Origin of the sequence: Pseudomonas sp. CP-1 (assembly GCF_021213715.1) — a bacterium.
Taxonomy (GTDB): Bacteria; Pseudomonadota; Gammaproteobacteria; order Pseudomonadales; family Pseudomonadaceae; genus Pseudomonas; species Pseudomonas aeruginosa.
The window spans coordinates 63,204-84,444 of record NZ_JAJQKY010000019.1 but is presented as its reverse complement, the minus strand read 5'-3'; the positions used below and the strand labels follow the sequence as shown (position 1 = coordinate 84,444).

The window sequence follows — 21,241 nt, the reverse complement described above, 5'->3', positions numbered from 1 at the left end:
AGTGAGATGCAATGAGCCAACCCAGCGAAAACCGTTTGATCACCTCGGCGCGCTACGCGCTCTGCCTGTTGACCGCCAGCGGCGTGCTGCTCAGCGGCTGCGCCAGCAGCGGCGTCGGCTCGGTCGCCCAGACCACCCGCGCGGAATACTACCCGTCCTGCTACGAGCCGGTGTCGCACCTGCGCAGCACCGATAACGCGGTGCGCAACTCGGCCATCACCGGCGCCATCACCGGCGGCCTGCTGGGCGGCCTGGCCGGCGGCCTGGCCAGCGACGAGAACCGCGGCCGCAATGCCGCCCTCGCTGCCGCAGGCGGCGCCCTGGCCGGCGGCGCGGCGGGCTACTACATGGAGAAGCAGAAGCAGATCAGCGACGACCGCGCGCGCATCGGCTCCTACGCTACCGACGTCGACCGCAGCACCGTCGAGATCAACCGTAGCGTGGCCTACGCCAAGTCGGCGCAAAGCTGCTACCAGAGCCAGTTCAAGGCCCTGCTCGACGGCCGCAAGAACAAGTCGATCAACGAAGCCGAAGGGCGCAAGCGCCTGGCCGAGATCGTCAGCGGCCTGCAGGAGACCAACGCCCTGCTGGTCGCCGCCAACGGCCGTGCCGGCGAGAACATCAACAACTACACCCAGGCCTACGAGAAAGACCTGCAGCAGGTCGGCGTACCGCGCACCGAAGTGACCAAGGTCGCCGAGGCCGAGAACCGCGCCAGCACTACGAAAGGCGGCAGCAAGCCCAAGACCGGCAGCAATCCCAAGGTGCCGAAGGAAGCGGTCGCCACCGAGCAGACCATCCGCAAGGCCCAGGACGCGCAAAGCGAAGGCAACAAGGTGGCCTCCCGGGGCCAGGGCATGATCCAGGAAGTCTGCAACAGCCCGGACATGGGCGACTGGGCACCGCCGAGCTGCGCCAAGGCCTGATCGGCCTCGTTACCGGCACGAACGCGACGGCGACCTTCGGGTCGCCGTTTCGTTGAGGGGCCTGGCGCGCTGACCCGGCCGGCCTGAAGGGCGAGCGTTCGCCGGGACGGCTGCTTCCGACGTTTCCGGCTTCCCCGGCGGCAGCGGTTCTTCCCGCAGGGCGGATACCGCCACCGGCACGCTCCGCCGCTACTCCGCCCTATACGAAATGCTGCGCCGCGGGGAAAACGCTAGAACAACGCCATCTGCGCCCCCGGCACGGCGAACCGGCTGCAATCCAGCCCGAAGCCCTCGCGGCGGTCCAGCCCGAGGCGCTTCATCGCCACCGCGAAACGCTGCGCCAGCAGGTCGGCGAACGGTCCCTGGCCGCGAAAGCGGTGGCCGAAGCGGCTGTCGTAGACCTCGCCGCCACGGCATTGGCGGACCAGGCTCATCACATGCTCGGCGCGTTGCGGGTAGTGCGCCGCCAGCCATTCCTCGAACAGCGGACCGACTTCGCGCGGCAGGCGCAGGAGCATGTACGCGGCGCTGCGCGCGCCGGCGTCCCGCGCCGCCTGGAGCAGGCGCTCCAGCTCCATGTCGTTGACCATCGGGATCATCGGCGAGCAGAGCACGCCCACCGGGATGCCGTTGCCGCTGAGCGTGCGGATCGCCCGCAGTCGCGCCGAGGGCGCCGCCGCGCGCGGTTCGAGAATGCGCTTCAGCTCGTCGTCGAGGGTGGTCAGGCTGATCATCACCGCCACCAGGTTCTGCTCCGCCAGTTCGCGCAGCAGGTCGAGGTCGCGAAGGATCAGCGAGCCCTTGGTGACGATGGTCAGCGGGTGACGGAAGCGCAGCAGCACCTCCAGCACCTGGCGGGTCAGGCGGCGTTCGCGTTCCAGCGGCTGGTAGGGGTCGGTATTGGCACCCAGGTTGATCGGCGCGCAGCGATAGCCGGGCTTGCTCAGTTCCTGCTCCAGCGCGCTGGCGACGTTGCTCTTGGCGATCAACCGGGTCTCGAAATCGATCCCCGGCGAGAGGTCCCAATAGGCATGGCTGGGCCGCGCATAGCAGTAGATGCAGCCATGCTCGCAACCACGGTAGGGATTGATCGAGCGATCGAAAGGGAGGTCCGGCGACTGGTTGCGGGAGATCACCGTGCGGGCGATCTCCTCGCGCACCTCGGTGAGCTGGATCGGCGGCACGTCCTGCTCCCAGCCATCGTCGAAGGCCTCGCTGTGGGTCGGGGCGAAGCGGTTGAGGGGGTTGCTGGCGGTACCGCGACCGCGCGGGGGCAGGGGAGCGCTCATGAGGGGAACCCGGCGAAATACTGTATATGGATACAGTATCGCACCGGGCCCCGACCCACAGCCATCGCCGCCGGTCGGCGGCGAGCGGTCAGGCGTCGGGCTTCTTCTTCAGCTTGGGATTGGGGAAGAACTGCACCGACTGCACCTTCGGGTTGGCCGGCTTCGGCGCGTTCTGGTTGACCCGCGTACCCAGCTCCTTCGGGATCGACTGACCCTGGGCGTTGAGCGTGTCGGCGTAGCCGCAGGCCACGCATTCGCGGTGCGGCACGCCGTCCTCTTCCCACATCTGGATCTTGTCCTGTTCGCTGCACGCCGGGCAGACCGCCCCGGCGATGAAGCGCTTCCTGGTGATCGCCGGGCTCATGCGGCCTCCCCGACCAGCCCGGAGTGACGCAGCAGGGCGTCGATGGACGGCTCGCGACCGCGGAAGTCGACGAACAACAGCATCGGCTCGCGGGAGCCGCCGCGGGCCAGGATCGCCTCGCGGAAGGCGCGCCCGGTATCGGGGTTGAACACGCCTTCTTCCTCGAAACGCGAGAAGGCATCGGCGGACAGCACCTCGGCCCACTTGTAGCTGTAGTAACCGGCCGCGTAGCCGCCGGCGAAGATGTGCGCGAAGCTGTTGGCGAAGCGGTTGTACGCCGGCGGACGCATCACCGCCACTTCGTCGCGGATGCCCTCGAGCACCTGCAGCACGCTGCGGCCGTCGCCGTGGGTGGCGTGCAGCTCGAAGTCGAAGAGGGAGAACTCCAGCTGGCGGACCATCATCATCCCGGACTGGAAGTTCTTCGCCGCCAGCATCTTCTCCAGCAGGTCCTGCGGCAGCGCCTCGCCGGTCTCGTAGTGGGCGGAGATCAGCGCCAGGCCTTCCGGCTCCCAGCACCAGTTCTCCATGAACTGGCTGGGCAGCTCGACGGCGTCCCAGGCCACCCCGTTGATCCCGGAGGCGGCGGCATGCTCGACGCGGGTCAGCAGGTGGTGCAGGCCATGGCCGAACTCGTGGAACAGGGTAGTGACCTCGTCGTGGGTCAGCAGCGCCGGCTTGCCGTTCACCGCCGGGGTGAAGTTGCACACCAGGTAGGCCACCGGGTCGATCAGCCGGCCCTGGGCGTCGCGCCGGCGGTCGCGGGCGCCGTCCATCCAGGCACCGCCGCGCTTGTTGGCGCGGGCATAGAGGTCGAAGTAGAAGCGGCCGACGTGCTCGCCGTTCTCGAGGATCTCGAACAGGCGTACGTCGGCGTGCCAGCGCTCGAAATCGTGCAGTTCGCGGATCTGGATGCCGTAGAGGCGCTCGACAATGGCGAACAGGCCGGAAAGCACCTTGTCCACCGGGAAGTAGGCACGCAGCGCCTCCTGGGACACGCTGTAGCGCGCCTCGCGGAGTTTCTCGGCGTAGTAGCCGGCGTCCCAGCTCTGCAATTCGGTGCAGCCCTGCTCGGCGGCGTAGGCGCGCAGCTGCTCCAGGTCGCGGGCGGCGAACGGCTTGCTGCGCACCGCCAGGTCGCGGAGGAAGCTGAGCACCTGGTCGCTGGACTCGGCCATCTTGGTCGCCAGCGACAGCTCGGCGTAGTTGGCGAAGCCGAGCAGGCCGGCCAGCTCCTGGCGCAGGTCGAGGATCTCTTCCATCACCGGACCGTTGTCGTTCTGCCCGGCGTTCGGGCCCTGGTCGGAGGCGCGGGTGCAGTAGGCGGCGTATACCTCTTCGCGCAGGGCGCGGTCATCGGCATAGGTCATCACCGCGTAGTAGCTGGGGAACTCCAGGCTGATCAGCCAGCCGTCCAGGCCCTTGGCCTCGGCGGCCTGCTTCATCTGGGCCTTGGCCGAATCGGTCAGGCCGGCCAGCGCGGCTTCGTCGGTGACATGCTTGGTCCAGGCCTGGGTGGCGTCGAGCAGCTGGTTGGAGAAACGGCTACCCAGCTCGGACAGGCGCGACTGCACCTCGGCATAGCGCTTCTGCTTGTCCGCCGGCAAGTCGATGCCGGACAGGCGGAAGTCGCGCAGGGCGTGTTCGAGGATGGTTTTCTGGGCCACGTCGAAGCCGGCCGCCTCGGGGCTCTTCGCCAGCGCCTCGTAGGCCTCGAACAGGGCGCGGTTCTGCCCCAGCTCGGTGGAGTAGGCCGACAGCTCCGGCAGACAGGCCTCATAGGCCTCGCGCAGCTCGGCGCTGTTGCACACCGCGTTGAGGTGGCTGACCGGACTCCAGGCGGCGCCCAGACGGTCGTTGAGTTCGTCCATCGCCAGCACCAGGCCCTTCCAGGTCGGCTGCTCGCGCTGGGTTTCCAGCAGGCGGGCGATGGCGGCGCGGTTATCGGCGAGGATCCGCTCGATGGCCGGCTTCACGTGTTCCGGGCGAATGGAGGAGAAAGGCGGCAGGTCGTAGGCCTGCAGAAGGGGATTCGCGCTCACGTTGGCAACCTTGGCTAAGGAAATACCCGACCATCTTAAATACAATCGGCGGCATCCGCAGCCTGAGGAAAACTATCGTGACCATTCGTTCCTACCAGGGCAAAACGCCACTGCTCGGCGAGCGGGTCTTCGTCGATCCCTCGGCCGTGCTCGTCGGCGACATCGAGATCGGCGCCGACAGCTCGGTCTGGCCGCTGGTGGTGATCCGCGGCGACATGCACCGCATCCGCATCGGCCAGCGCAGCAGCATCCAGGACGGCAGCGTGCTGCACATCACCCACGCCGGCCCCTTCAACCCGGACGGTTTTCCGCTGAGCATCGGCGACGAAGTGACCGTCGGGCACAAGGTCCTGCTGCACGGTTGCAGCATCGGCAACCGGGTTCTGGTGGGGATGGGCTCGATCGTCATGGACGGCGCGGTGATCGAGGACGAAGTGATCCTCGGCGCCGGCAGCCTGGTGCCGCCGGGCAAGGTGCTGGAGAGCGGCTTCCTCTACGTCGGCAGCCCGGCGAAGAAGGCCCGTCCGCTGAGCGACAAGGAGCGCGGCTTCTTCGCCTACACCGCCGGCAACTACGTGAAGCTCAAGGACCTGCACATCGCCGAGGACTACCATGCGTGACGCCGCGCTGCGCTACCCGAACATCCTCTTCGATCTCGACGGCACCCTCACCGACCCACGCGAGGGCATCACCCGCTCGGTGCAGTTCGCCCTCGCCCGCCTGGGCATCGACGAGCCGGACCTGGCGCGCCTGGAGCACTTCATCGGCCCCCCGCTGTTGCAGTGCTTCATGCAGACCTACGGCTTCGACGAAGCGCGCGCCTGGGAGGCGGTGAACCACTACCGCGAGCGCTTCAGGGTCACCGGTCTCTACGAGAACCGCGTGTTCGACGGCATTCCCGAGCTGCTCGAAGCCCTGGTCGGACGCGGCCACACGCTCTACGTCGCGACCAGCAAGCCCGGCGAGTTCGCCCGCGAGATCGCCCGCCACTTCGCCTTCGACCGTCACTTCAAGGCGATCTACGGCAGTGAGCTGGACGGCACCCGCACGCACAAGGACGAACTGATCCGCCATCTGCTCGACAGCGAAGGCCTGGCAGCGGAGCATTGCCTGATGATCGGCGACCGCATGCACGACCTGCTCGGCGCCAGCCGCAACGGTGTCGCCTGCATCGGCGTCGGCTACGGCTTCGGCAGCGAAGACGAACTGCGCGCGCACCAGCCGACCCATTACTGCGCCGACCTCGCCGCCCTGCGGCAGGTATTGGAATCCCACTGACCCATGCTCCGTTTCAGACAAGGACGCCTGACATGACCGACAACCCCTTCGCCACCCCCACCGCCCCGGTGCAGCCGCCGGCCAGAGAGGTGCCCGCCACCACCCAGCCCTATGCGTTCATCGCGGTGCTGGCGCTGGTCACCTGCCTGTCCTTCGCCGTGAGCCTGGGCATCCAGTGGTACAACGACATCGGCGAGATCCGCCAGCGTTTCTCCGAGCACCTGCAACTGATGGCGCCGCACTGGTTCACCGGCCTGGTGTTCTACGCGGCGGCCAACCTGCTGGTGCTGCATGCCTACCGCGAGAAGCGGCAGCTCGTCGAGTTCCGCCCGCTGGCGCTGCTGCTGATCGGCTACGGTCTGCTCAACCTGGTCTGCGGCATGCTCGCCGGGATCGGCCTGGCACCGCTGACGCTGCCGTTCTACCAGTGGGTGACGGCGCAATCCAGCTACGGCGTCTGGCTGATGGCGTTCAACGAAGCGATGAGCTGGGTCTACCTGCTCCTGGGCAGCCTGCTGCCGCTGGGGCTGGTGCTGCTCGGCAGCCGGGTGAACTCGCCGCGCCTGGCCGAAGGGGAAGAAGCCCGCGTCGCTGCCTGGCAGGTCGCCCTGGGCGCCGCGCTGTGTTTCGCCACGCTGTGTTTCAAGCTGATGCAGTTCCTTCCCTACGCCCTGCTGCGCTACGACGAGCCTTGGCTATACGGCCTGTACCTGAGCGGCGTGGCGCTGCCCGCGGCGCTGCTCTTCGGCGCCGTCTGCACGCGCCTGCCGGCGCGCCTGCAACGCTTCGCCGCCGGCCGCGCGCTGCTGCTCGCGGTGGTCGCCATGCTGCTCTGGAGCGTCGCGCTGCTGGCGGTCGGCGGGGGGCTGGCGCTGCTGATGATCCTCGGCCTGGCGCCCGCTGGCATCGGCTATACGCTGCTGGTGGCGCTGCTCGGCGTCGGCCTGTTGGCGCTGCTCTGGCCGATCGGCCGGCTGGCCACGCGCTGGTGCTACGCCGACCAGCTCGCCGCCTGAGCAGGCGTCAGGGCGCTGCGGCGGCCAGCCGCTGCAACGCCGCCTGGCGCTCTGCCAGGGGGAGCTGGCCAAGGGCACGGACCCGCGCATAGAACGCCGGCCAGTTGCCACCGACCTGGCGGAACAGCGCGGCGAACGCCGCCACCCATTGGTCGTAGAGGCCGAAGGGAAGCAGCTTGGCATTGTTGAACGGCGCGTCGATCCAGGCCTTGAACGGCGACTCGCCGCCCCATTCGCGCTGGCTCAGCGCCGCGTACTCGCGGCGCAGGCGCTGGAATTCGGCAGCCTTGCCGGCACGCTTGGCGGCATCGTCCAACGGCCCGGCATAGAGTGCTTCGAGGCGCGCACGACTGGCCAGGACCAGCGCGGTGAACTGCTCGCGGCGCTTCTCCTCGCGGCCGTCCGCCGGCGGCAGTCCACGATACTCGCGCCACTGGCGGGTACCTTCCTGTTCGACGAAGGTGGCGAAGGATTCGTTGAAGGCGGTGTCGTCGCGCAGGTAGAACTTCTGGTGCGCCAGTTCGTGGAAGATCAAGGTCGCCAGCCGTTCGTCGTCCCAGCGCAGCATGCTGCTGAGGATCGGATCGTCGAACCAGCCGAGGGTCGAGTAGGCCTGCACCCCGCCGACGTAGACGTCGTCGCCGAGCGCCCGCTGGCGCGCCGCCTCGGCGCGCGCGGCGGCCTCGCTGTAGTAGCCGCGGTAGGCCACGCAGCCGGCGATGGGGAAGCAATGGGTGACCGGCTGCAGCGACAGCTCCGGGGTGGCGAACACGTTCCATACCACGTAGGGCCGGCCGATATCGGCGTACAGGCGATAGCTGCGGTTGTCCGGCAGGCCGAGGCGTTCGCTGGCGAATTGCCGGGCCTTTTCCGCCTTCGCCAGGCGTTCGCGCAAGCGCGCGTCGCGCTGCGGGTCGGCGATCACCGCGGCGGCCGGCTCGCGGGCGCGCAGCAGGGCGAACTGGCCGCTGGCCAGTTGCCCGTAGTAGGAGACGGTCGAGCAACCGCTCAGCGCCAACAGCGCCAGGCAGGGAACCCAACGGGGCAGTCGAAGGTCAGCAAGCGGATGGCGAAGGCGGCGTGGCATGGGCGGAACATAGCACAGCACGCGGACCGCCCGCCGCCCTACCAGCACCGGTCCGCGATCCGGCGAGGCGGAGGAACGCAAGGCGTTTTTCCAAGGCGCGACGGATGGCGGCCGGGTTAAAGGAGCTTCGGAGTCTTCTATGCGTACGCTGCTGCTTGCCGGTGGCCTGCTCGTCCTGAGCGGCTGCTCACTGCTGATGCCCACCCCCGACCCGAACCGCGCCTGGGTCGACCTCGATACCCAGCCCGACGCCGATCTCGCCGCCGTGGAAGTCGACGACAAGAGCTGGGACCGCACGCGCTACTTCGAGGTCGATCCCGGCACCCGCGAACTCACGGTGCGCTACCAGTTCACCGTCGACCCGACCAACATCGGCCCCGTGGACAGCCCGCTCTGGCGCGATTGCCAGCTCAACCTCAAGTTCAAGGACTTCAGCGCCGGCCAGCGCTACCGCCTGGAGGCCGGGCACATCGGCTTCCGTCCCTGGGCGAAGCTCTACGACCAGGACAACAGGGAACTGGCGCGCGGCCGCGAGGGGCGCTGCGCGAAGGTCTGAACGGCGCAAGGCGAGGGCGCTATGCTAGGAGCTGAACGCCCTCCGGAGCCCGCCCCATGCGTCCACTCACCCGTCTCGTCCCGCTCGCGCTGCTGCTCCTCGCCGGCTGCGCCGGACCGCTGCCGCAGCCGGACCCGCAGATGGCCTGGGTCGAGCTGCGCAGCGCGCCGGCCAACACCCTGCTGGCCGAGCGCCTGGACGGCGAGCGGTTGAGCGACGGGCGCTACTTCCAGGTCACTCCGGGACGCCATGTGCTGGAGGTGCGCTTCCAGTACGAACTCTATGGCGGTTCCGGCGGCGGGGGCGGCGGCTTCGGCGAGCCGGTGCAAATCAACTGCTACCAGCAGGTGGTCTATGACGGCTTCGAGGCGGGCCGGCGCTATCGCCTGGAGGTGCGCCCGCAATTGCGCAGGGCGCTGGCGCTACTGAGCGACGAGCGTGGCGAGGTGGTCGCCCGTTCGAACTTCCAGACCAGCCGCTGCCCGCCGTACTGAAACGCAGCGGCTCAGTCGTCGTTCTTCTGGTAGATGATCTTCTTGGTGCCGTTCTCGCAACTGCCGACCACCATGTTCGGGTCGCTGACTTCGTCGTTGCGCACGATCTCCAGGGTGTAGGAGGTCACCCCGGCCGACTGGATCTTGGTCTCGATCTCCGCCTTGAGTTCCTCGCACGGCTTCGGCGCGGCCAGCGCCGTGGCGCTGAACAGCAAGGTGGCAATCCCCAGCCCGATGGTTTTCATGACCCGTCACTCCTCGTCGATGCCTGGCAGCCGAGTGCTGCGCAGCGCATCCTGCCGCATTCGACTGCGGCAGGCCAGGGCCAGTTCGCCGGGCTGGGGAAGCGTTCCGCTCAGCCGTCGAGGCTGGCGTCCAGGCTGATCTTCGCGTTGAGCACCTTGGATACCGGGCAACCGGCCTTGGCCTTGTTGGCGATCTGCTCGAAGGTTTGCGCGTCCGCCCCCGGCACGCGCGCCCTGAGCACCAGGTGCACGGCAGTGATGGCGAAACCGTCGGACTGCTTGTCGAGGGTGACCTCGGCGCGGGTCTCGATACGTTCGGCGGTCAGGCCGGCCTCGCCGAGCATCATCGACAGAGCCATGCTGAAGCAGCCGGCGTGGGCCGCGCCGATCAGCTCTTCCGGGTTGGTTCCCGGTGCGCCCTCGAAGCGGGTATTGAAGCCATAGGGGTTGTCCTTGAGCGCGCCGCTTTCGGTGGAAAGGGTGCCCTTGCCGTCTTTCAGGCCGCCTTGCCAGACCGCCGATGCCGTCTTCTTCATGTCGACTCCTCCGGAGCTGTGGATGGACATCCGCTCGCGTCGGCGAGCGGGCATGTCTACATGGGAGGACGACGCAGCCGGACAAGTTCAGTCCGCTTGCGCGGCGGCGGGATTCAGGCGCAACCGTCGATGCGGCAGAGCGGCGCCGCGGCCCCGCCCAAGGCACCGCTGCCGCCGGCAAGGCGCAGCTGCGTTTCGAGGAAAGCCCGCCAGTCGTCCGGCTGGCCGAGGTAGCGCCCGGTGTCGAGCACCTGCAGGCGGCCGTCGCGCTCCAGGGCGAAGGTCGGGAAGCCAGCGGCGCCGAGACGGTTCATCAGCCGCCGACTGTCGGCGAAGTGCGCGCGCAGCGGCTCGCCGGAGCAGGCGTCGAACGCCTCGGCGAAGCCCTCGCCAAGCCCCAGTTCGGCACCCAGCTCGAGCAGCACCGGACGCTCGGCGATACGCCGGCCCTCGACGTAGTGGGCACGCTGGATCCGCGCCAGCATCGCCGCGCCGAGGCCGTCGAGCGCTTCGGCGGCAAGCACGGCGGCGGTCGGCGGGGCCGAGTCGAATACCGCGCTGGTGTCGCGCAGCAGGCCGTCGAAGTAGTCCTTGCCGAACGGCTGGCCGGTCAGCTGGGCGATCCGCAGGTCATGGGGCATCACGTAGTGGCGCAGACCGGCGCCGACCGGCTGGCGGTTGGCATCGGTCATCATGCCGCCGCCATGCAGGCGTACGTCCAGACCCGTCACCTCGCGGGCGGCGGCGAGCAGCGGTGAGGCGCCGTAGCACCAGCCGCAGAGCGGATCGTAGAGGTAATGCAGGGTGAGGTCGTTCATCTCGGTCTCCACGAGACGCCCCGCAGGGGACGCCTCGATCAGCGGCTATCGGCGGGCGCGGCTCAGGGCCACTGCATCTCGCCCTTGAGCACCTTGGCGCTCAGCTCCAGGCCTTCCTCGCCCGGCAGGTTCGGGTAGCGACGCTTCATCGCCTCGACCAGCGCGGCGGAATCCCTGGCCTTGGGCAGTTCGGCTTCCAGGGCCATCAGGTAGTCACGGGTGAAGCGCACGCCGTCCAGGCCCTTCGGCTCCTCGCCGGTGAAATGGCCGGGCACCACGCGCCGCGGTTGCAGCGCCTCGATCCGGTCGAGCATCGCCACCCAGGCCTGGCGCGAGGCCTGGGTCTGGGTATCGGCGGTCCAGACGTGCGAACCGGATTCCACCAGCACGCCACCAACCACCGTCTTCAGCGACGGAATCCACAGCACCGTGCGGTCCGGGCTCGGCCCCTTCAGGTCGACCACCTTCAGGGCATGGCCTTCCAGCTTCAACTGGTCGCCCTTCAGCGGCTCCGGCACCACCAGCGACGTCGGCGCGTTGTCCTTGAGGATCGGCCCCCAGTAGGCCAGCTTGGCGTCCTTGGTCGCCTGGATGTGTGCGACGGTCTGCGCCGTCGCGAGGATCTTCGCCTCGGGGAAGGCGGCCTTCAGCACGTCGAGGCCGAAGTAGAAGTCCGGGTCGCCGTGGCTGATGTAGATAGTGCTGAGGGTCTTGCCGCTGGCCTGGATACGCTTGACCAGTTGCTCGGCGTCGGCGCGGGAGAACTGCGCGTCGATCAGCATCGCCTCGCGCTGGCCCACCAGCAGTTCCGAGGACACGGCGAAGATCGCCTTCTCGCCGGGGTTGTAGACCTCCAGCCGCAGCGGTTCGGCGCTGGCGGCGAAGACGCCGGCGGCACCCAGCAGGGCGGCGGCGGCGAACAGGGAACGAAGCAATCCATGGCGCGACATGAGCGGTTCTCCAGGCAGTGGGATCAGAGGCTTGCCATGTTAGTTGCTTGAAAGCGCGCAAAAAGCCCCGCAATAATCACAGCTTTGTTGCATGGATCGAGCGAATCATGGACCGCCTGACCGCCACTCGCGTCTTCGTCGAGGTCATCGACAGCGGCAGCCAGACCGCCGCCGCCGAGCGTCTGGACATGTCCCGGGCGATGGTCTCGCGCTACCTCGCCGAGTTGGAGGAGTGGGTCGGCGCACGCCTGCTGCACCGCAGCACCCGCCGCCTGAGCCTGACCGACGCCGGCGCGGAGCTGTTGCCGCAGTGCCGCGAGATGCTCGCCGTGGCCGACGCCATGCAGGCCACCGGCCAGACCCGCCGCGACAGCCCGCGCGGCACCCTGCGCATCACCAGCAGCCTGTCCTTCGCCCAGGCCTGGCTGACCCGTGCCGCCGCCGCCTTCGTCGAGCGCTACCCGGGCACCGCCATCGACCTGCAGGTCAACAGCCAGGTGGTCAACCTGGTGGAGGAGCGCATCGACCTGGCCCTGCGCATCGCCAACCAGCTCGACCCCAACCTGATCGCCCGCCGCCTCGGCGAATGCCGCTCGGTGATCTGCGCCGCGCCGGACTACCTGCGCCGCCACGGCACTCCGCGACGCCCGGAGGACCTGGCGCTGCACAACTGCCTGACCTACTCCTACTTCGGCCGCAGTCTCTGGCAGTTCGAGCGCGACGGCGAGCCGACCAGCGTGCCGGTGGGAGGCAGTCTCAGCGCCAACGAATCCACCGTGCTGCTGGAGGCCGCCGCCGCCGGTGCCGGGATCAGCCAGCAGCCGCTGTACTCGGCAGCCCCGCTGATCCGTAGCGGACGCCTGGTGGCGCTGCTGCCGGAGTGGTCGCCGCAGGTGCTCGGCATCCACGCGGTGTACGCCTCGCGCCGGCAGATGCCGCCGGCGCTGCGGGCGCTGCTGGACTTCCTGGTCGAACGGATGGCGGCCGATCCGCACTGGGACGAGGCGGGCCCCCTGGCGCTGGCGTGAAAGCCGGGTAGACTGCTGGACGCGCCGCCTTCGACGCACCTTTATCCCCTGTCTGGAGCACGTCCATGTCCCTGTCGATCTACCAGGCTTCGATCCCGACCTTCCTGCGCACCCTCGGCAACCTCTCGGCGATCCTGAAGAAAGCCGCCGCCCACGCCGAAGCGAAGAACATCGATCCGCGCATCTTCATCGACGCCCGGCTGGCGCCGGACATGTTCCCCCTGGCGCGCCAGGTACAGATCGCCAGCGACGCCGCCAAGGGCGCCGGCGCGCGGCTGGCCGGGCTGGAAGTGCCGAGCTACGCGGATACGGAAACCACCTTCGACGAACTCCAGGCACGCATCGCCCGCACCGTCGAGTTCCTCGAGGGCATCCGCGAGGAACAACTGGACGGCGCCGAAGAGCGCAACGTGACCCTCAAGGTGCGCGGCCAGGAGATCAGCTTCAACGGCCGCGACTTCCTCTTCGGCTTCGCCCTGCCCAACTTCTTCTTCCACGTCACCACCGCCTACGCCATCCTCCGCCACAACGGCGTCGAACTGGGCAAGATGGACTTCCTCGGCGGCGCCTGAGGTTCCCGCGCCGGGATGGCACGCACAAGGACCATGGAATGGATCGGAAAACCCTCGACGACACCAGCAAGTTCCTCAGCTATGTCCTTCGCCACCAGCCCGAGGCCATCGGCCTGACGCTGGACGGCCAAGGCTGGGCCGACATCGACGCCCTGATCGCCGGCGCGGCGCGGGACGGCCGCGCCCTCGACCGCGTGCTGCTCGGCGCGGTGGTCGAGAACAACGACAAAAAGCGCTTCGCCCTCTCCGCCGATGGCCAGCGCATCCGCGCCGTGCAAGGCCACTCGCATGCCGCGGTGGCCATCGCCTACGCCCCCGCGGTCCCGCCCGCAGTGCTCTACCACGGCACCGCCAGCCGCTTCCTCGACTCCATCCGCGAGCGCGGCCTGGTCCCCGGCAGCCGCCACCACGTCCATCTCTCCGCCCGCCGCGCCACCGCCCTGGAAGTCGGCCGCCGCTACGGCAACCCGGTTCTGCTGGAAATCGACGCGCGCGACATGCACCTGGCCGGGCACCTATTCCACCAGGCGGAGAACGGCGTCTGGCTGACCGAGCGGGTACCCGTGCGGTTCATCCGCGAGGCTTGAGAAGGCATCGCCTCTCATCGGGAAGTCGTAGGGCGCATAACGCGCAGCGTTATCCGCCGATGCGCCGAGGCTAAAAGGAGAAAGCCGCCGCCTGCGATGAACCAACCGCCTCCTTGATGGCCCGCTGCCGCCTAGCAGAAGCGGCAGTGGAGCAGGCGGTGAAAGCCGGCTTGACTGAGGAAAGATACCGACAAGCGCAGGACGCCCGATGGATCTTCGCCCCAGCCACGTGCATGTGTTCCCACCCAGCCGCGACCTCCCGGCCGCAACCAGTCCGCACCGCGAAACCCTGCTGCGCAGCGGCTGCGCCTGGAACGGCTCGCTCTACCTCGGCTATCCCCTCGGCCAGCCGCAGCTCACCGTGCAGCGCCTGAGCCTGGCCGCCCACGAACGCCTGGACTGGCAGGTCCATCCGATGCCCAGCGCGCTCTACGTGCTCAAGGGCGAACTGCGCCTGGAGACCCGCGACGGTGCCCAGAGCACGCGGGTGCTGGAAGGCGAGGCGGCGGGTTGCCTGATGAACATCATCCATCGCCTGATAGCCGGGGCCGAACCGGTGGAAGCCCTGCTGTTCCATGCCGGCGTGGAAGGCATGCCGGTGGGGCTCGGCGAACGCGGCGAAATGCCCGACGCCTGAAGACGCCGGCGGGCCGGACAGCAGCCCGGGCCCGCCACGCCCCGCATCACGCTCAGGCGGAGAGCCCGTACAACCTGAGCCAGCCTTCCAGCGCCAGCGCGGTCTCCAGGTTGTGGCGGCTCACCTGGGTGTTGAAGTACCCCTCCGGATGCTCCAGTTCGGCGGCCAGGAACTCCCGCGAAACGATGCCGAACACCGGGTTCGCCGCGTCCTCCAGCAAGCGCCGCACGCTCCCGCGCAGGAAACGCTCGTAGCCGAGGTTGGCAGAAGTCGGATAAGGGCTCTTGCGGCGCTTGAGCACGGCTTCCGGGACATAGTCGGCGCAGGCCCGCTTGAGCAGCCACTTCTCCTCGCCGTCCCGGCTCTTGATCGACCAGGGCACGTTGTAGACGTACTCCACCAGTTCATGGTCGGTGTAGGGCACCCGCACCTCCAGGCCGTTGCACATGCTCAGGCGATCCTTGCGTTCGAGCAGCAGCACCATCCAGCGCTTCAGGTGCAGGTGGCTGAACTCGCGCATCCGCCGCTCCTCCGGGCTGTCGCCGGCCAGGTGTTCGACCTGGCGCAGCCCATCGTCGTAGCTGGCCTGCTGGTACTGGAGGAGATCGCAGCGGCGGTTGAAACCGGCGTCGATGAAGCCGGCCGGCAAATGCACCCTGGAGGCCCAGGGGAAGCGCGCCGCAGCCACCGCCTGCGGATCGCGGAACCAGCCGTAGCCACCGAACAGCTCGTCGGCGCCTTCGCCGGAGATGGCCACCGTGGAATGCCGGCGGATCTCGCCGAACATCAGGTGCAGCGAGGTATCCATGTCGCCGAAGGTGAAAGGTACGTCCTTGGCCCGGAATACCTCTTCGCGCGCTCGTTCGCAGACCAGTTCGGCATTGTCGATGAGCACGGTGCGATGACGGCTGCCGATGTACTGCGCGGCCAGCAGGGCGAACGGCTGGTCCTGGTCGGGACGCAGGTCGTCGCTGCGGAACTGCTCGGCCTGACCGACGAAGTCCACCGAGAATGAATTGATGTCGCCGCCGTGCTCCGCCTTCGCGATGCGCTGGGCGATGCCGGTCAGGGCGGTCGAATCGAGCCCACCCGATAGCAGCGAACACACCGGAACGTCGGCGTGCAATTGCGACCCCAGGGCGCGGGTGACCAGTTCGCGGGTGCGCTGCACGGTGCTCTGCAGGTCGTCGGCATGCTCCTGGCGGCGCACCTCCCAGTAGCGGCGCAACTTCGCCTGGGAATTGGGACGCCAGGACAGCAGGTGGCCGGGCAGCAGTTCCTGGACCTCGCGGAACGGCGTCTGCGAAGTGCCCCGGGACAGCGTCAGGAGGTCGGCCAGGCCGACCGCGTCGAGCCTGGCGGCGAATTCCGGATGCGCCAGGATGGACTTGATCTCCGAGCCGAACAGCAGTCCCTCGCGGTGCCGCGCGTAATACAGCGGCTTGATGCCCAAGCGGTCGCGCACCAGCAGCAGGTGGCCGTCGCGGCCATCGAAGACGGCGAAGGCGAACATCCCGGTCAGGTACTCGCAACAACGCTCGCCCCATTGCAGATAGGCGTGCAGGACCACCTCGGTATCGCTGCGGGTGCGGAACTCGTGTCCGGCCCGGCGCAACCGCTCGCGCAGGGCATCGTGGTTGTACACCTCGCCGGTGTAGACGAGGGTGACCTCCTGGCCGGTGGGAAAGCGATAGGACATCGGCTGCACGCCGCCGCTGAGGTCGATGACCGCCAGCCGCCGGTGACCCAGCAGGGCGTTGCGGTGCTTCCAGATGCCCTCGGCATCCGGCCCGCGCAAGGCGAGCGTATCGGTCATGGCGAAGATCGCCGGAAATTCGTCGTCGAGCTTGCGCGTGTAATCCACCCAACCCGCGAGACCGCACATAGGGAAACTCCTCTAATTGATGTTTTATCGGGAAATTCATCCAGAGAACATGCTGAAAACATCCGTGCGGCCGGCCAGATTGCCGGCGTACGAATGCTTCGCCCAAGGCGGTCGATGTATGAACTTTTCGAGGACCTGAAGATAAGCAGTTTCGGCAGGCCTGCGCCCAAGGAAGGCCAATGATAGAACAGGAAAAAACGTGGCCGAGTTAATTAATATCTATCTAAATCTGGTAGCTGTTTTTAAAAAAACAAAGGAAAAACAATAGTCTACAAAATTAATGAAACATCCTGAAACATCATTACGCGGCTCTACAACCAGATATTACAGGGTCGTTCACGGCTCTTTCCAAAGACTTAGAAAGCTAATCCAATTAAACTTATAATTGCTTTACGGCAATCATATGGATAGCCAACTAAGCAAATGACTACAACAAACTCAGATCGTACAACTATTGAATATAAGAGTTGTCCACCGACGCTGATTTCGTGGCAACGTTCGACGCGACGATGGACGAGCGGGAAAAGTAGGGCGGCGCGGGGAATGGAGAATTAAAGCAGGCAACTTCGAGCGATCCATCCGGAAGCGGGCCCGCTGCACCGGGCCCGCCAGACGACCTACCTCAAGGGCATTCGCAGGTCGACGGACCGAACACCGGCCCGCTGCACGGGTCCTCGGACGGGCCGAAAACCGGGCACGCGGCCTGGGCGGTAAGAGAGAAGCCACAGAGCAGGAACACAGCCAACAGTACTTTCTTCATTTGCAACCTCCTGGTTGGTAATCGAACGCTCCCTGTCCCTGGTCGAGGGTACAGTCGGTCATCACGGGCACTCGCAGACGGTCGGTCCCAGCACCGGGCCCGCGCAGGGATCTTCCCCCGGCCCGAGCACCGCGCAGTCCGCCTGCGCCGTCAGCGAGAACATCCACAGCAGCAGCGAAGCCGCCAGCATCTTCCTTTTCATCTGACCTCCTTGGTCGAAACAGCGATCAACGATCCGTGTCCTTCTCCGAAAACAAGGGCATTTGCCTGCAGAAGGACCGAACGCCCGTCCGCTCGCGGCGCACCGCAAGACTCGCCGGCGAGCCGCCGGACCCCGGAGAGCAAAGACCAGCCCGAGCGAACGCGCCAGTGCGGTGGATTGCCGCAGCGCCAGCGAAAGTACCGGGGCAGGGGGCTTCGGCACCGGTTCTCCATCAACTTTTCCTATCCCCGGCGGCCACATAAATTCGTTGGACGCCCCGCGCCGGCGCCTCCAAGAATGCCGCACGGGTGCGAAGTCCGGCCGTGCACCCACCGACGCCCCACAACAGCAAGAACAACGATCGGTGCATCCATGGCAAAGGACCTGACTTTCCCAGACGCCTCCGCGTCGTCCCGCAACCCTCCCTCCGCGCGCCTCCGTCTACCGGCGACACACGCCCCCTAGCACCGCCCTCCCGTCCGCCACCGCAGCAACCCGCGACGCACCTTGCGTCGGCCCCGGCCCCCGCGCCGCCGGCGGGCGCCGCTCGCCCGCGCTCCGCCCGCCGCACCGATCGACCCATGAACCGAACAAGAACAGGAGTCCACCCGATGCGCTACGCCCCTCACGCAAGCCGATACTCCCTCTTCGCCCTGGCCGTCTCGGCGGCCCTGCTGCCCGGCGCCGGCTGGGCCGCCAACGGCGACCTCGCCGGCGCCCGCACGCCGCCCAGCGTCGCCTGTTCCTGGGACCGCGAGGCAGCGTTGTCCTACGAGGAGCGCCGGCTCGACACGCCGCTGCCGTTCAGCGGCGCCAACGTCGTCACCCACGACCAGACGCCGCTGGCCGAGCGCATCGTCAAGGGCGCCGGCTTCGACGGCTTCGAACCGGCCTTCGCCAAGCGCCTGTGCGCCGCCGACGGCCGCACCCCGGTCACCAGCTACGCCAAGGCACTGAAGCTGGTCACCGAAGAGGGCCGCGCGCTGTGGCGCGCCGCCGTCGACCGGGCCCAGGGGCGCCGTGCCATTCCCGCCGGCGCGCTGCCGGCCAGCGATGACCGCATGCTCTACTGGACGCGCCTCTACATGACCCGCACCCTGCGCCAATGGGCGCCATCCTTCCGCCTCGGCAAGGCCCAGGCCCAGGCGCTGCAATGGCGCTTCGAACGCGCCTCGCGCGGACAGTTGGACATCGACCTGCCGCGCCGCTACGCCGCCGACGGCTCGCGCTACCGGCGGATGATCATCAGCGGCTTCGACGTCTTCACCCTGGGCACTCCCGGGACAGCGAACACCGGCCTGCGCAACGGCAACCCCTCGGGCGCCACCGCCCTTGCGCTGGACGGCCGCGAGTTCAGGCTGGCCGACGGCAGCCTGCTGCGTATCGAGGCCTACCTGTTGCCGGTCAGCTACGACCCGTTCAACCGCGGCATGCAGGAAGACACCCTGGGCCCCTGGTTCCGCCCCGGTCCGCGCCGGGTCGACGCCTCCATCACCATCAGCCAGGGCGGCGCCAACCAGTTCTGGCTGGAGGCCTGGAACGGCCGCTTCCACGGCTCCTCCGCCGGCAACGACGGCATCGTCTACTGCCCCGCCGACAGCGCTTTGCCCAACTACGTGCTTCCCCTGGGCAGCGTGACCAATCCCGGCACCGCACCGATTTCCCTGCGGGGCTCCGGCTGCAATATCAACCCGCCGCGCCGCTGGCTCGGCTACGACAGCGCCAGCCGCTGGCGGCAGAACCTGCCGGCGCAGTTCTCCAAGGCCTCGCTGCCGGTCCGCCAGTTGCTCGCCGCCGATACCTGGCGCGGCATCGAGCGGCCGCCGGGCGCTACCAGCCAGGCCGCGGAAGGCTTCGACGTCACCTGGCACACCAACTACGACTTCTTCCCCGATTGCGCCAACCCGCGCACCGAAAACGTGCCGACCAACGGGGTGATGAACGCCATGCCCGATCCCTCCCTGGTGCTCCCGCCGAACCGACGGATCTGCGCGCGCAACGGCGGTGGCGGCGACTACCTGTCCAACGAGAGCGCCTACCGCAACACGGTGCTGCGCGACGCGTTCCGCCTGGAGATTCCCGCCGGGCACATCCATGTCCCGGTGATGAACAACTACTACACCGGCGTACCGGCGAGCGGCGGCGGCGCGCGCAACGACAACGCCATCAGCGACGCCCGCTACGAGGCCTACCGCAGCGCCATCGTGGCGCAGACCCGGGCGCTGCTGGTGGGCGTCGGCAACGCCCTGGCGCAGGGGGCGCAAGCGGACTAGTCCTCGCCAGGCGCAAGGCCCTCGCGTCCTATCGCTTCGCCGCGGAGCCAAACTGCCGCCGACGTAGGCCAACGGGACGGTAGCCCGTCGCTTCAGCCTCTACTGAATCGAAAAAGGCGGCACGCGGGGAAACCTCGGACTCACGACCCGGAGCTTTCCCAGGCCCGCGCCGGAACGGTAGGGCAGAGTCGAAGAGTGCGAACGCCGATGATGGAGACAACCGCCATCGCCCGCATCACCGGGGCGGTGGCAAGGATTTCCCCTGACTTGGAGAGTTTTCCATGAGCTTCGCGCAGAATCTCCTACGCCTACGCCAGCAGAACGCCCTGACCCAACGGCAGATGGCCGAGCGATTGGGCGTCACCGTGAGCCAGTTGCGGCACTTCGAAACCAAGGGCGGGCAGCCGTCGCTGGCGGTGCTGCAAACCATCGCCGGACGTTTCGCGGTGCCCCTCGACTGGCTGGTCTGCGAGCGCAGCGAGCGGCAGGCGCTACCGGAAGACCTGCGCCTGCAGTTCGAGGCCATCGGCCGCCTGCGGCTGGACGAGCGGCGCGCCATCCGGGCGTTGCTCGACGACCTGATCCGCCAGTACATGGCCAAGCGCAACGCAGCGGCCAAGCCCCTCCCGGCGGCTTGCGCCGAGGCCACGGAAACGTCCCCGTAGCCCCGGCGCACGGCTCAGTCGCTGCCGTACCTCGGCGAGCGCGGGCCGTACAACAGTCCGCCCGGCTGGCCGGCCGAGAGCAGGCGCGCACTGGTCATCCCGGCGATCGGATAACCGGCGTCCTCCACCGAACTGTTGATGATCTGCTTGACCGCCGCGGTGATCAGCATGCCCACCAGGCCGCCGTTGTTGCCACCGTTGCCTTCCTCGCTGGAGGCGGTCGCCGAGCCGGTCCACAGGGTGGTGCCGGATCGCAGGTCGACCAGCTTGGCGCTGGCGGTGACGATGGTCGCGCTGCTGATCACCATGTAGCGCGTGCCGTAGTCGCTCACCGTGACGTACAGCGCCGCGTCGGCGCCATAGATCTCGCGCAGCTTGGCCGGGGACACCTGATGCACGTCGCCGGCGCTGGTCAGGCCGTTCTGGCGGAAGGTCTCGTCGGCCAGCGCCACCGGCACCACGTAGTAGCCGGCCTCGGCCAGCGGGAAGGTGACCTGCGAGAGCATGCTGTAGGTCGCCTTCACGTCGGGCGACTCGTTCAGCGGCGGCAGGACCAGGATCGAGCGCGGCTTGGCCTGCTTGAACGCCGAGTAGTCGACGCTCTTGGTCGGCGCGCAGCCGCCGAGCAGGGCCAGCAGGGTGAAACCGGCCACCAGGCCGGACAGTCGGGCGAGTTTCAACGGGCACCTCCACGGGCGTTGTTCAGGAGGAAGTCCATGTAGGTCGCCGACTCGGGAAACAGCGCCTTCTCGGTCTCGAACTCGCGGACCATCTGGTCGTCCTTGCCAATGCTGGAATAGAGCAGCCCCAGCTGGGCGTGGTAGCCCGGCGGCACCGCGCCGTTCTTCGCCCGGATCTTCTCGAGGTCGGCTTCCAGCGCCTGCGCCTGGGCCTCCTTGGATTCACCCTTGAAGTATTCGTGGACCTGGGCCTGGTAGCCCTCCCACTGGTACAGCGTCTTCGGTCCGCTGCACCCGGCCAGCGCCATGCTCCCCAGCAGCGCCGCCGTCCATGTGATCGTCTTGCTCATG

The 21,241-nt window shown here is 67.9% G+C and carries 25 protein-coding genes; 12 read left to right on the top strand and 13 right to left on the bottom strand.

Annotated elements, in window-relative coordinates; all coding sequences use genetic code 11:
• The first annotated feature begins 11 nt into the window (after positions 1–11).
• On the top strand, positions 12–926 hold the full coding sequence (gene tagQ / locus LT948_RS26940) for a type VI secretion system-associated lipoprotein TagQ (protein WP_003083630.1): 915 nt from the start codon (positions 12–14) through the stop codon (positions 924–926).
• Positions 927–1,156: 230 nt separating this feature from the next.
• Here the strand turns inward: tagQ and LT948_RS26935 are convergent, their stop codons facing one another.
• The 3 genes from LT948_RS26935 to prlC form a co-directional block, all read right to left on the bottom strand.
• Complete coding sequence (locus LT948_RS26935) at positions 1,157–2,215, bottom strand: PA0069 family radical SAM protein (protein ID WP_003083628.1); 1,059 nt, start codon at positions 2,213–2,215, stop codon at positions 1,157–1,159.
• Positions 2,216–2,303: 88 nt separating this feature from the next.
• Positions 2,304–2,579 carry a YheV family putative zinc ribbon protein gene (locus LT948_RS26930; protein ID WP_003083624.1) on the bottom strand — a complete coding sequence of 92 codons (276 nt, stop codon included), beginning with the start codon at positions 2,577–2,579 and terminating at the stop codon, positions 2,304–2,306.
• On the bottom strand, positions 2,576–4,621 hold the full coding sequence (prlC, locus tag LT948_RS26925) for an oligopeptidase A (protein ID WP_003083621.1): 2,046 nt from the start codon (positions 4,619–4,621) through the stop codon (positions 2,576–2,578). Before prlC ends, LT948_RS26930 begins: the two co-directional genes overlap by 4 nt.
• Before the next feature lie 77 nt (positions 4,622–4,698).
• Between prlC and LT948_RS26920 the strand changes: the two genes are divergently transcribed.
• The 3 genes from LT948_RS26920 to LT948_RS26910 are packed head-to-tail and all read left to right on the top strand — an operon-like array spanning position 4,699 to position 6,915.
• On the top strand, positions 4,699–5,241 hold the full coding sequence (locus LT948_RS26920; RefSeq protein WP_003083618.1) for a gamma carbonic anhydrase family protein: 543 nt from the start codon (positions 4,699–4,701) through the stop codon (positions 5,239–5,241).
• On the top strand, positions 5,234–5,899 hold the full coding sequence (locus tag LT948_RS26915; protein ID WP_015502122.1) for an HAD family hydrolase: 666 nt from the start codon (positions 5,234–5,236) through the stop codon (positions 5,897–5,899). Before LT948_RS26920 ends, LT948_RS26915 begins: the two co-directional genes overlap by 8 nt.
• Before the next feature lie 32 nt (positions 5,900–5,931).
• On the top strand, positions 5,932–6,915 hold the full coding sequence (locus LT948_RS26910; RefSeq protein ID WP_003114660.1) for a hypothetical protein: 984 nt from the start codon (positions 5,932–5,934) through the stop codon (positions 6,913–6,915).
• A 7-nt stretch (positions 6,916–6,922) separates the two neighbouring features.
• On the opposite strand, the gene LT948_RS26905 is transcribed toward LT948_RS26910, so the two are convergent.
• The gene (locus LT948_RS26905) at positions 6,923–8,050 is read right to left on the bottom strand and encodes an aminopeptidase (RefSeq protein WP_020750957.1); all 1,128 of its coding nucleotides are present in this window, start codon (positions 8,048–8,050) and stop codon (positions 6,923–6,925) included.
• Between the two features lie 91 nt (positions 8,051–8,141).
• Here LT948_RS26905 and LT948_RS26900 point away from each other — a divergent pair, with 91 nt between their 5' ends.
• Both LT948_RS26900 and LT948_RS26895 read left to right on the top strand, forming a co-directional pair.
• The gene (locus LT948_RS26900; RefSeq protein ID WP_003083614.1) at positions 8,142–8,558 is read left to right on the top strand and encodes a PA0061/PA0062 family lipoprotein; all 417 of its coding nucleotides are present in this window, start codon (positions 8,142–8,144) and stop codon (positions 8,556–8,558) included.
• A gap of 56 nt (positions 8,559–8,614) precedes the next feature.
• Entirely contained in the window at positions 8,615–9,052 is a 438-nt protein-coding gene (locus LT948_RS26895; protein WP_003083612.1) for a PA0061/PA0062 family lipoprotein, read from the top strand.
• Positions 9,053–9,063: 11 nt separating this feature from the next.
• On the opposite strand, the gene LT948_RS26890 is transcribed toward LT948_RS26895, so the two are convergent.
• The 4 genes from LT948_RS26890 to LT948_RS26875 form a co-directional block, all read right to left on the bottom strand.
• Positions 9,064–9,297: a DUF1161 domain-containing protein gene (locus LT948_RS26890; RefSeq protein WP_003114662.1), complete on the bottom strand. Its 234-nt coding sequence runs from the start codon at positions 9,295–9,297 to the stop codon at positions 9,064–9,066.
• A 110-nt stretch (positions 9,298–9,407) separates the two neighbouring features.
• Entirely contained in the window at positions 9,408–9,863 is a 456-nt protein-coding gene (locus LT948_RS26885) for an OsmC family protein (RefSeq protein WP_003118563.1), read from the bottom strand.
• An 83-nt stretch (positions 9,864–9,946) separates the two neighbouring features.
• Positions 9,947–10,651: a disulfide reductase DsbM gene (dsbM, locus tag LT948_RS26880; protein ID WP_003136951.1), complete on the bottom strand. Its 705-nt coding sequence runs from the start codon at positions 10,649–10,651 to the stop codon at positions 9,947–9,949.
• Between the two features lie 62 nt (positions 10,652–10,713).
• Complete coding sequence (locus LT948_RS26875; protein ID WP_033995663.1) at positions 10,714–11,601, bottom strand: MBL fold metallo-hydrolase; 888 nt, start codon at positions 11,599–11,601, stop codon at positions 10,714–10,716.
• A 107-nt stretch (positions 11,602–11,708) separates the two neighbouring features.
• On the opposite strand from LT948_RS26875, the gene osaR reads away from it, so the two are divergent.
• The 4 genes from osaR to LT948_RS26855 all read left to right on the top strand — a co-directional run bounded on the left by osaR (position 11,709) and on the right by LT948_RS26855 (position 14,425).
• The gene (osaR, locus tag LT948_RS26870) at positions 11,709–12,629 is read left to right on the top strand and encodes an oxidative stress response transcriptional regulator OsaR (protein ID WP_003083596.1); all 921 of its coding nucleotides are present in this window, start codon (positions 11,709–11,711) and stop codon (positions 12,627–12,629) included.
• Between the two features lie 65 nt (positions 12,630–12,694).
• Positions 12,695–13,201, top strand: coding sequence for a DUF1993 domain-containing protein (locus tag LT948_RS26865; RefSeq protein WP_003083593.1), 507 nt, complete (start codon positions 12,695–12,697; stop codon positions 13,199–13,201).
• Between the two features lie 38 nt (positions 13,202–13,239).
• Complete coding sequence (locus tag LT948_RS26860; RefSeq protein ID WP_023095017.1) at positions 13,240–13,788, top strand: RNA 2'-phosphotransferase; 549 nt, start codon at positions 13,240–13,242, stop codon at positions 13,786–13,788.
• Between the two features lie 208 nt (positions 13,789–13,996).
• Positions 13,997–14,425, top strand: a complete 429-nt coding sequence (locus tag LT948_RS26855; protein ID WP_003083588.1) for a cupin domain-containing protein — start codon at positions 13,997–13,999, stop codon at positions 14,423–14,425.
• A gap of 52 nt (positions 14,426–14,477) precedes the next feature.
• Here LT948_RS26855 and asnB read toward each other — a convergent pair whose 3' ends face one another.
• From asnB to LT948_RS26840, 3 genes are all read right to left on the bottom strand, one after another.
• Positions 14,478–16,310, bottom strand: coding sequence for an asparagine synthase (glutamine-hydrolyzing) (gene asnB / locus LT948_RS26850; protein WP_023092239.1), 1,833 nt, complete (start codon positions 16,308–16,310; stop codon positions 14,478–14,480).
• 622 nt (positions 16,311–16,932) lie between these two features.
• Positions 16,933–17,070: a PA0050 family protein gene (locus LT948_RS26845; protein ID WP_003083584.1), complete on the bottom strand. Its 138-nt coding sequence runs from the start codon at positions 17,068–17,070 to the stop codon at positions 16,933–16,935.
• Positions 17,071–17,131: 61 nt separating this feature from the next.
• Positions 17,132–17,272 (bottom strand): PA0050 family protein, encoded by a 141-nt coding sequence (locus LT948_RS26840; RefSeq protein WP_003083582.1) that lies wholly within the window; start codon positions 17,270–17,272, stop codon positions 17,132–17,134.
• Between the two features lie 611 nt (positions 17,273–17,883).
• Here LT948_RS26840 and LT948_RS26835 point away from each other — a divergent pair.
• Both LT948_RS26835 and LT948_RS26830 read left to right on the top strand, forming a co-directional pair.
• Positions 17,884–19,545, top strand: a complete 1,662-nt coding sequence (locus tag LT948_RS26835) for a hypothetical protein (protein ID WP_023095016.1) — start codon at positions 17,884–17,886, stop codon at positions 19,543–19,545.
• 281 nt (positions 19,546–19,826) lie between these two features.
• The gene (locus LT948_RS26830) at positions 19,827–20,210 is read left to right on the top strand and encodes a helix-turn-helix domain-containing protein (protein ID WP_023098297.1); all 384 of its coding nucleotides are present in this window, start codon (positions 19,827–19,829) and stop codon (positions 20,208–20,210) included.
• A gap of 14 nt (positions 20,211–20,224) precedes the next feature.
• Here the strand turns inward: LT948_RS26830 and LT948_RS26825 are convergent, their stop codons facing one another.
• A complete protein-coding gene (locus tag LT948_RS26825; RefSeq protein WP_003083573.1) occupies positions 20,225–20,890 on the bottom strand; it encodes a DUF799 domain-containing protein in 666 nt (221 codons plus the stop codon).
• Entirely contained in the window at positions 20,887–21,240 is a 354-nt protein-coding gene (locus tag LT948_RS26820) for a DUF4810 domain-containing protein (protein WP_003083569.1), read from the bottom strand. The genes LT948_RS26825 and LT948_RS26820 overlap by 4 nt, the downstream gene beginning before the upstream one ends.
• Position 21,241 lies beyond the last annotated feature (1 nt).

Coding starts and splice junctions, on each gene's coding strand:
- tagQ (WP_003083630.1), top strand. CDS start 12: ATGAGCCAACCCAGCGAAAACCGTTTGATCACCTCGGCGCGCTACGCG.
- LT948_RS26935 (WP_003083628.1), bottom strand. CDS start 2,215: ATGAGCGCTCCCCTGCCCCCGCGCGGTCGCGGTACCGCCAGCAACCCC.
- LT948_RS26930 (WP_003083624.1), bottom strand. CDS start 2,579: ATGAGCCCGGCGATCACCAGGAAGCGCTTCATCGCCGGGGCGGTCTGC.
- LT948_RS26915 (WP_015502122.1), top strand. CDS start 5,234: ATGCGTGACGCCGCGCTGCGCTACCCGAACATCCTCTTCGATCTCGAC.
- LT948_RS26910 (WP_003114660.1), top strand. CDS start 5,932: ATGACCGACAACCCCTTCGCCACCCCCACCGCCCCGGTGCAGCCGCCG.
- LT948_RS26900 (WP_003083614.1), top strand. CDS start 8,142: ATGCGTACGCTGCTGCTTGCCGGTGGCCTGCTCGTCCTGAGCGGCTGC.
- LT948_RS26895 (WP_003083612.1), top strand. CDS start 8,615: ATGCGTCCACTCACCCGTCTCGTCCCGCTCGCGCTGCTGCTCCTCGCC.
- LT948_RS26890 (WP_003114662.1), bottom strand. CDS start 9,297: ATGAAAACCATCGGGCTGGGGATTGCCACCTTGCTGTTCAGCGCCACG.
- LT948_RS26885 (WP_003118563.1), bottom strand. CDS start 9,863: ATGTCCATCCACAGCTCCGGAGGAGTCGACATGAAGAAGACGGCATCG.
- dsbM (WP_003136951.1), bottom strand. CDS start 10,651: ATGAACGACCTCACCCTGCATTACCTCTACGATCCGCTCTGCGGCTGG.
- LT948_RS26875 (WP_033995663.1), bottom strand. CDS start 11,601: ATGTCGCGCCATGGATTGCTTCGTTCCCTGTTCGCCGCCGCCGCCCTG.
- osaR (WP_003083596.1), top strand. CDS start 11,709: ATGGACCGCCTGACCGCCACTCGCGTCTTCGTCGAGGTCATCGACAGC.
- LT948_RS26865 (WP_003083593.1), top strand. CDS start 12,695: ATGTCCCTGTCGATCTACCAGGCTTCGATCCCGACCTTCCTGCGCACC.
- LT948_RS26860 (WP_023095017.1), top strand. CDS start 13,240: ATGGATCGGAAAACCCTCGACGACACCAGCAAGTTCCTCAGCTATGTC.
- LT948_RS26855 (WP_003083588.1), top strand. CDS start 13,997: ATGGATCTTCGCCCCAGCCACGTGCATGTGTTCCCACCCAGCCGCGAC.
- asnB (WP_023092239.1), bottom strand. CDS start 16,310: ATGTGCGGTCTCGCGGGTTGGGTGGATTACACGCGCAAGCTCGACGAC.
- LT948_RS26845 (WP_003083584.1), bottom strand. CDS start 17,070: ATGAAGAAAGTACTGTTGGCTGTGTTCCTGCTCTGTGGCTTCTCTCTT.
- LT948_RS26840 (WP_003083582.1), bottom strand. CDS start 17,272: ATGAAAAGGAAGATGCTGGCGGCTTCGCTGCTGCTGTGGATGTTCTCG.
- LT948_RS26835 (WP_023095016.1), top strand. CDS start 17,884: ATGCGCTACGCCCCTCACGCAAGCCGATACTCCCTCTTCGCCCTGGCC.
- LT948_RS26830 (WP_023098297.1), top strand. CDS start 19,827: ATGAGCTTCGCGCAGAATCTCCTACGCCTACGCCAGCAGAACGCCCTG.
- LT948_RS26820 (WP_003083569.1), bottom strand. CDS start 21,240: ATGAGCAAGACGATCACATGGACGGCGGCGCTGCTGGGGAGCATGGCG.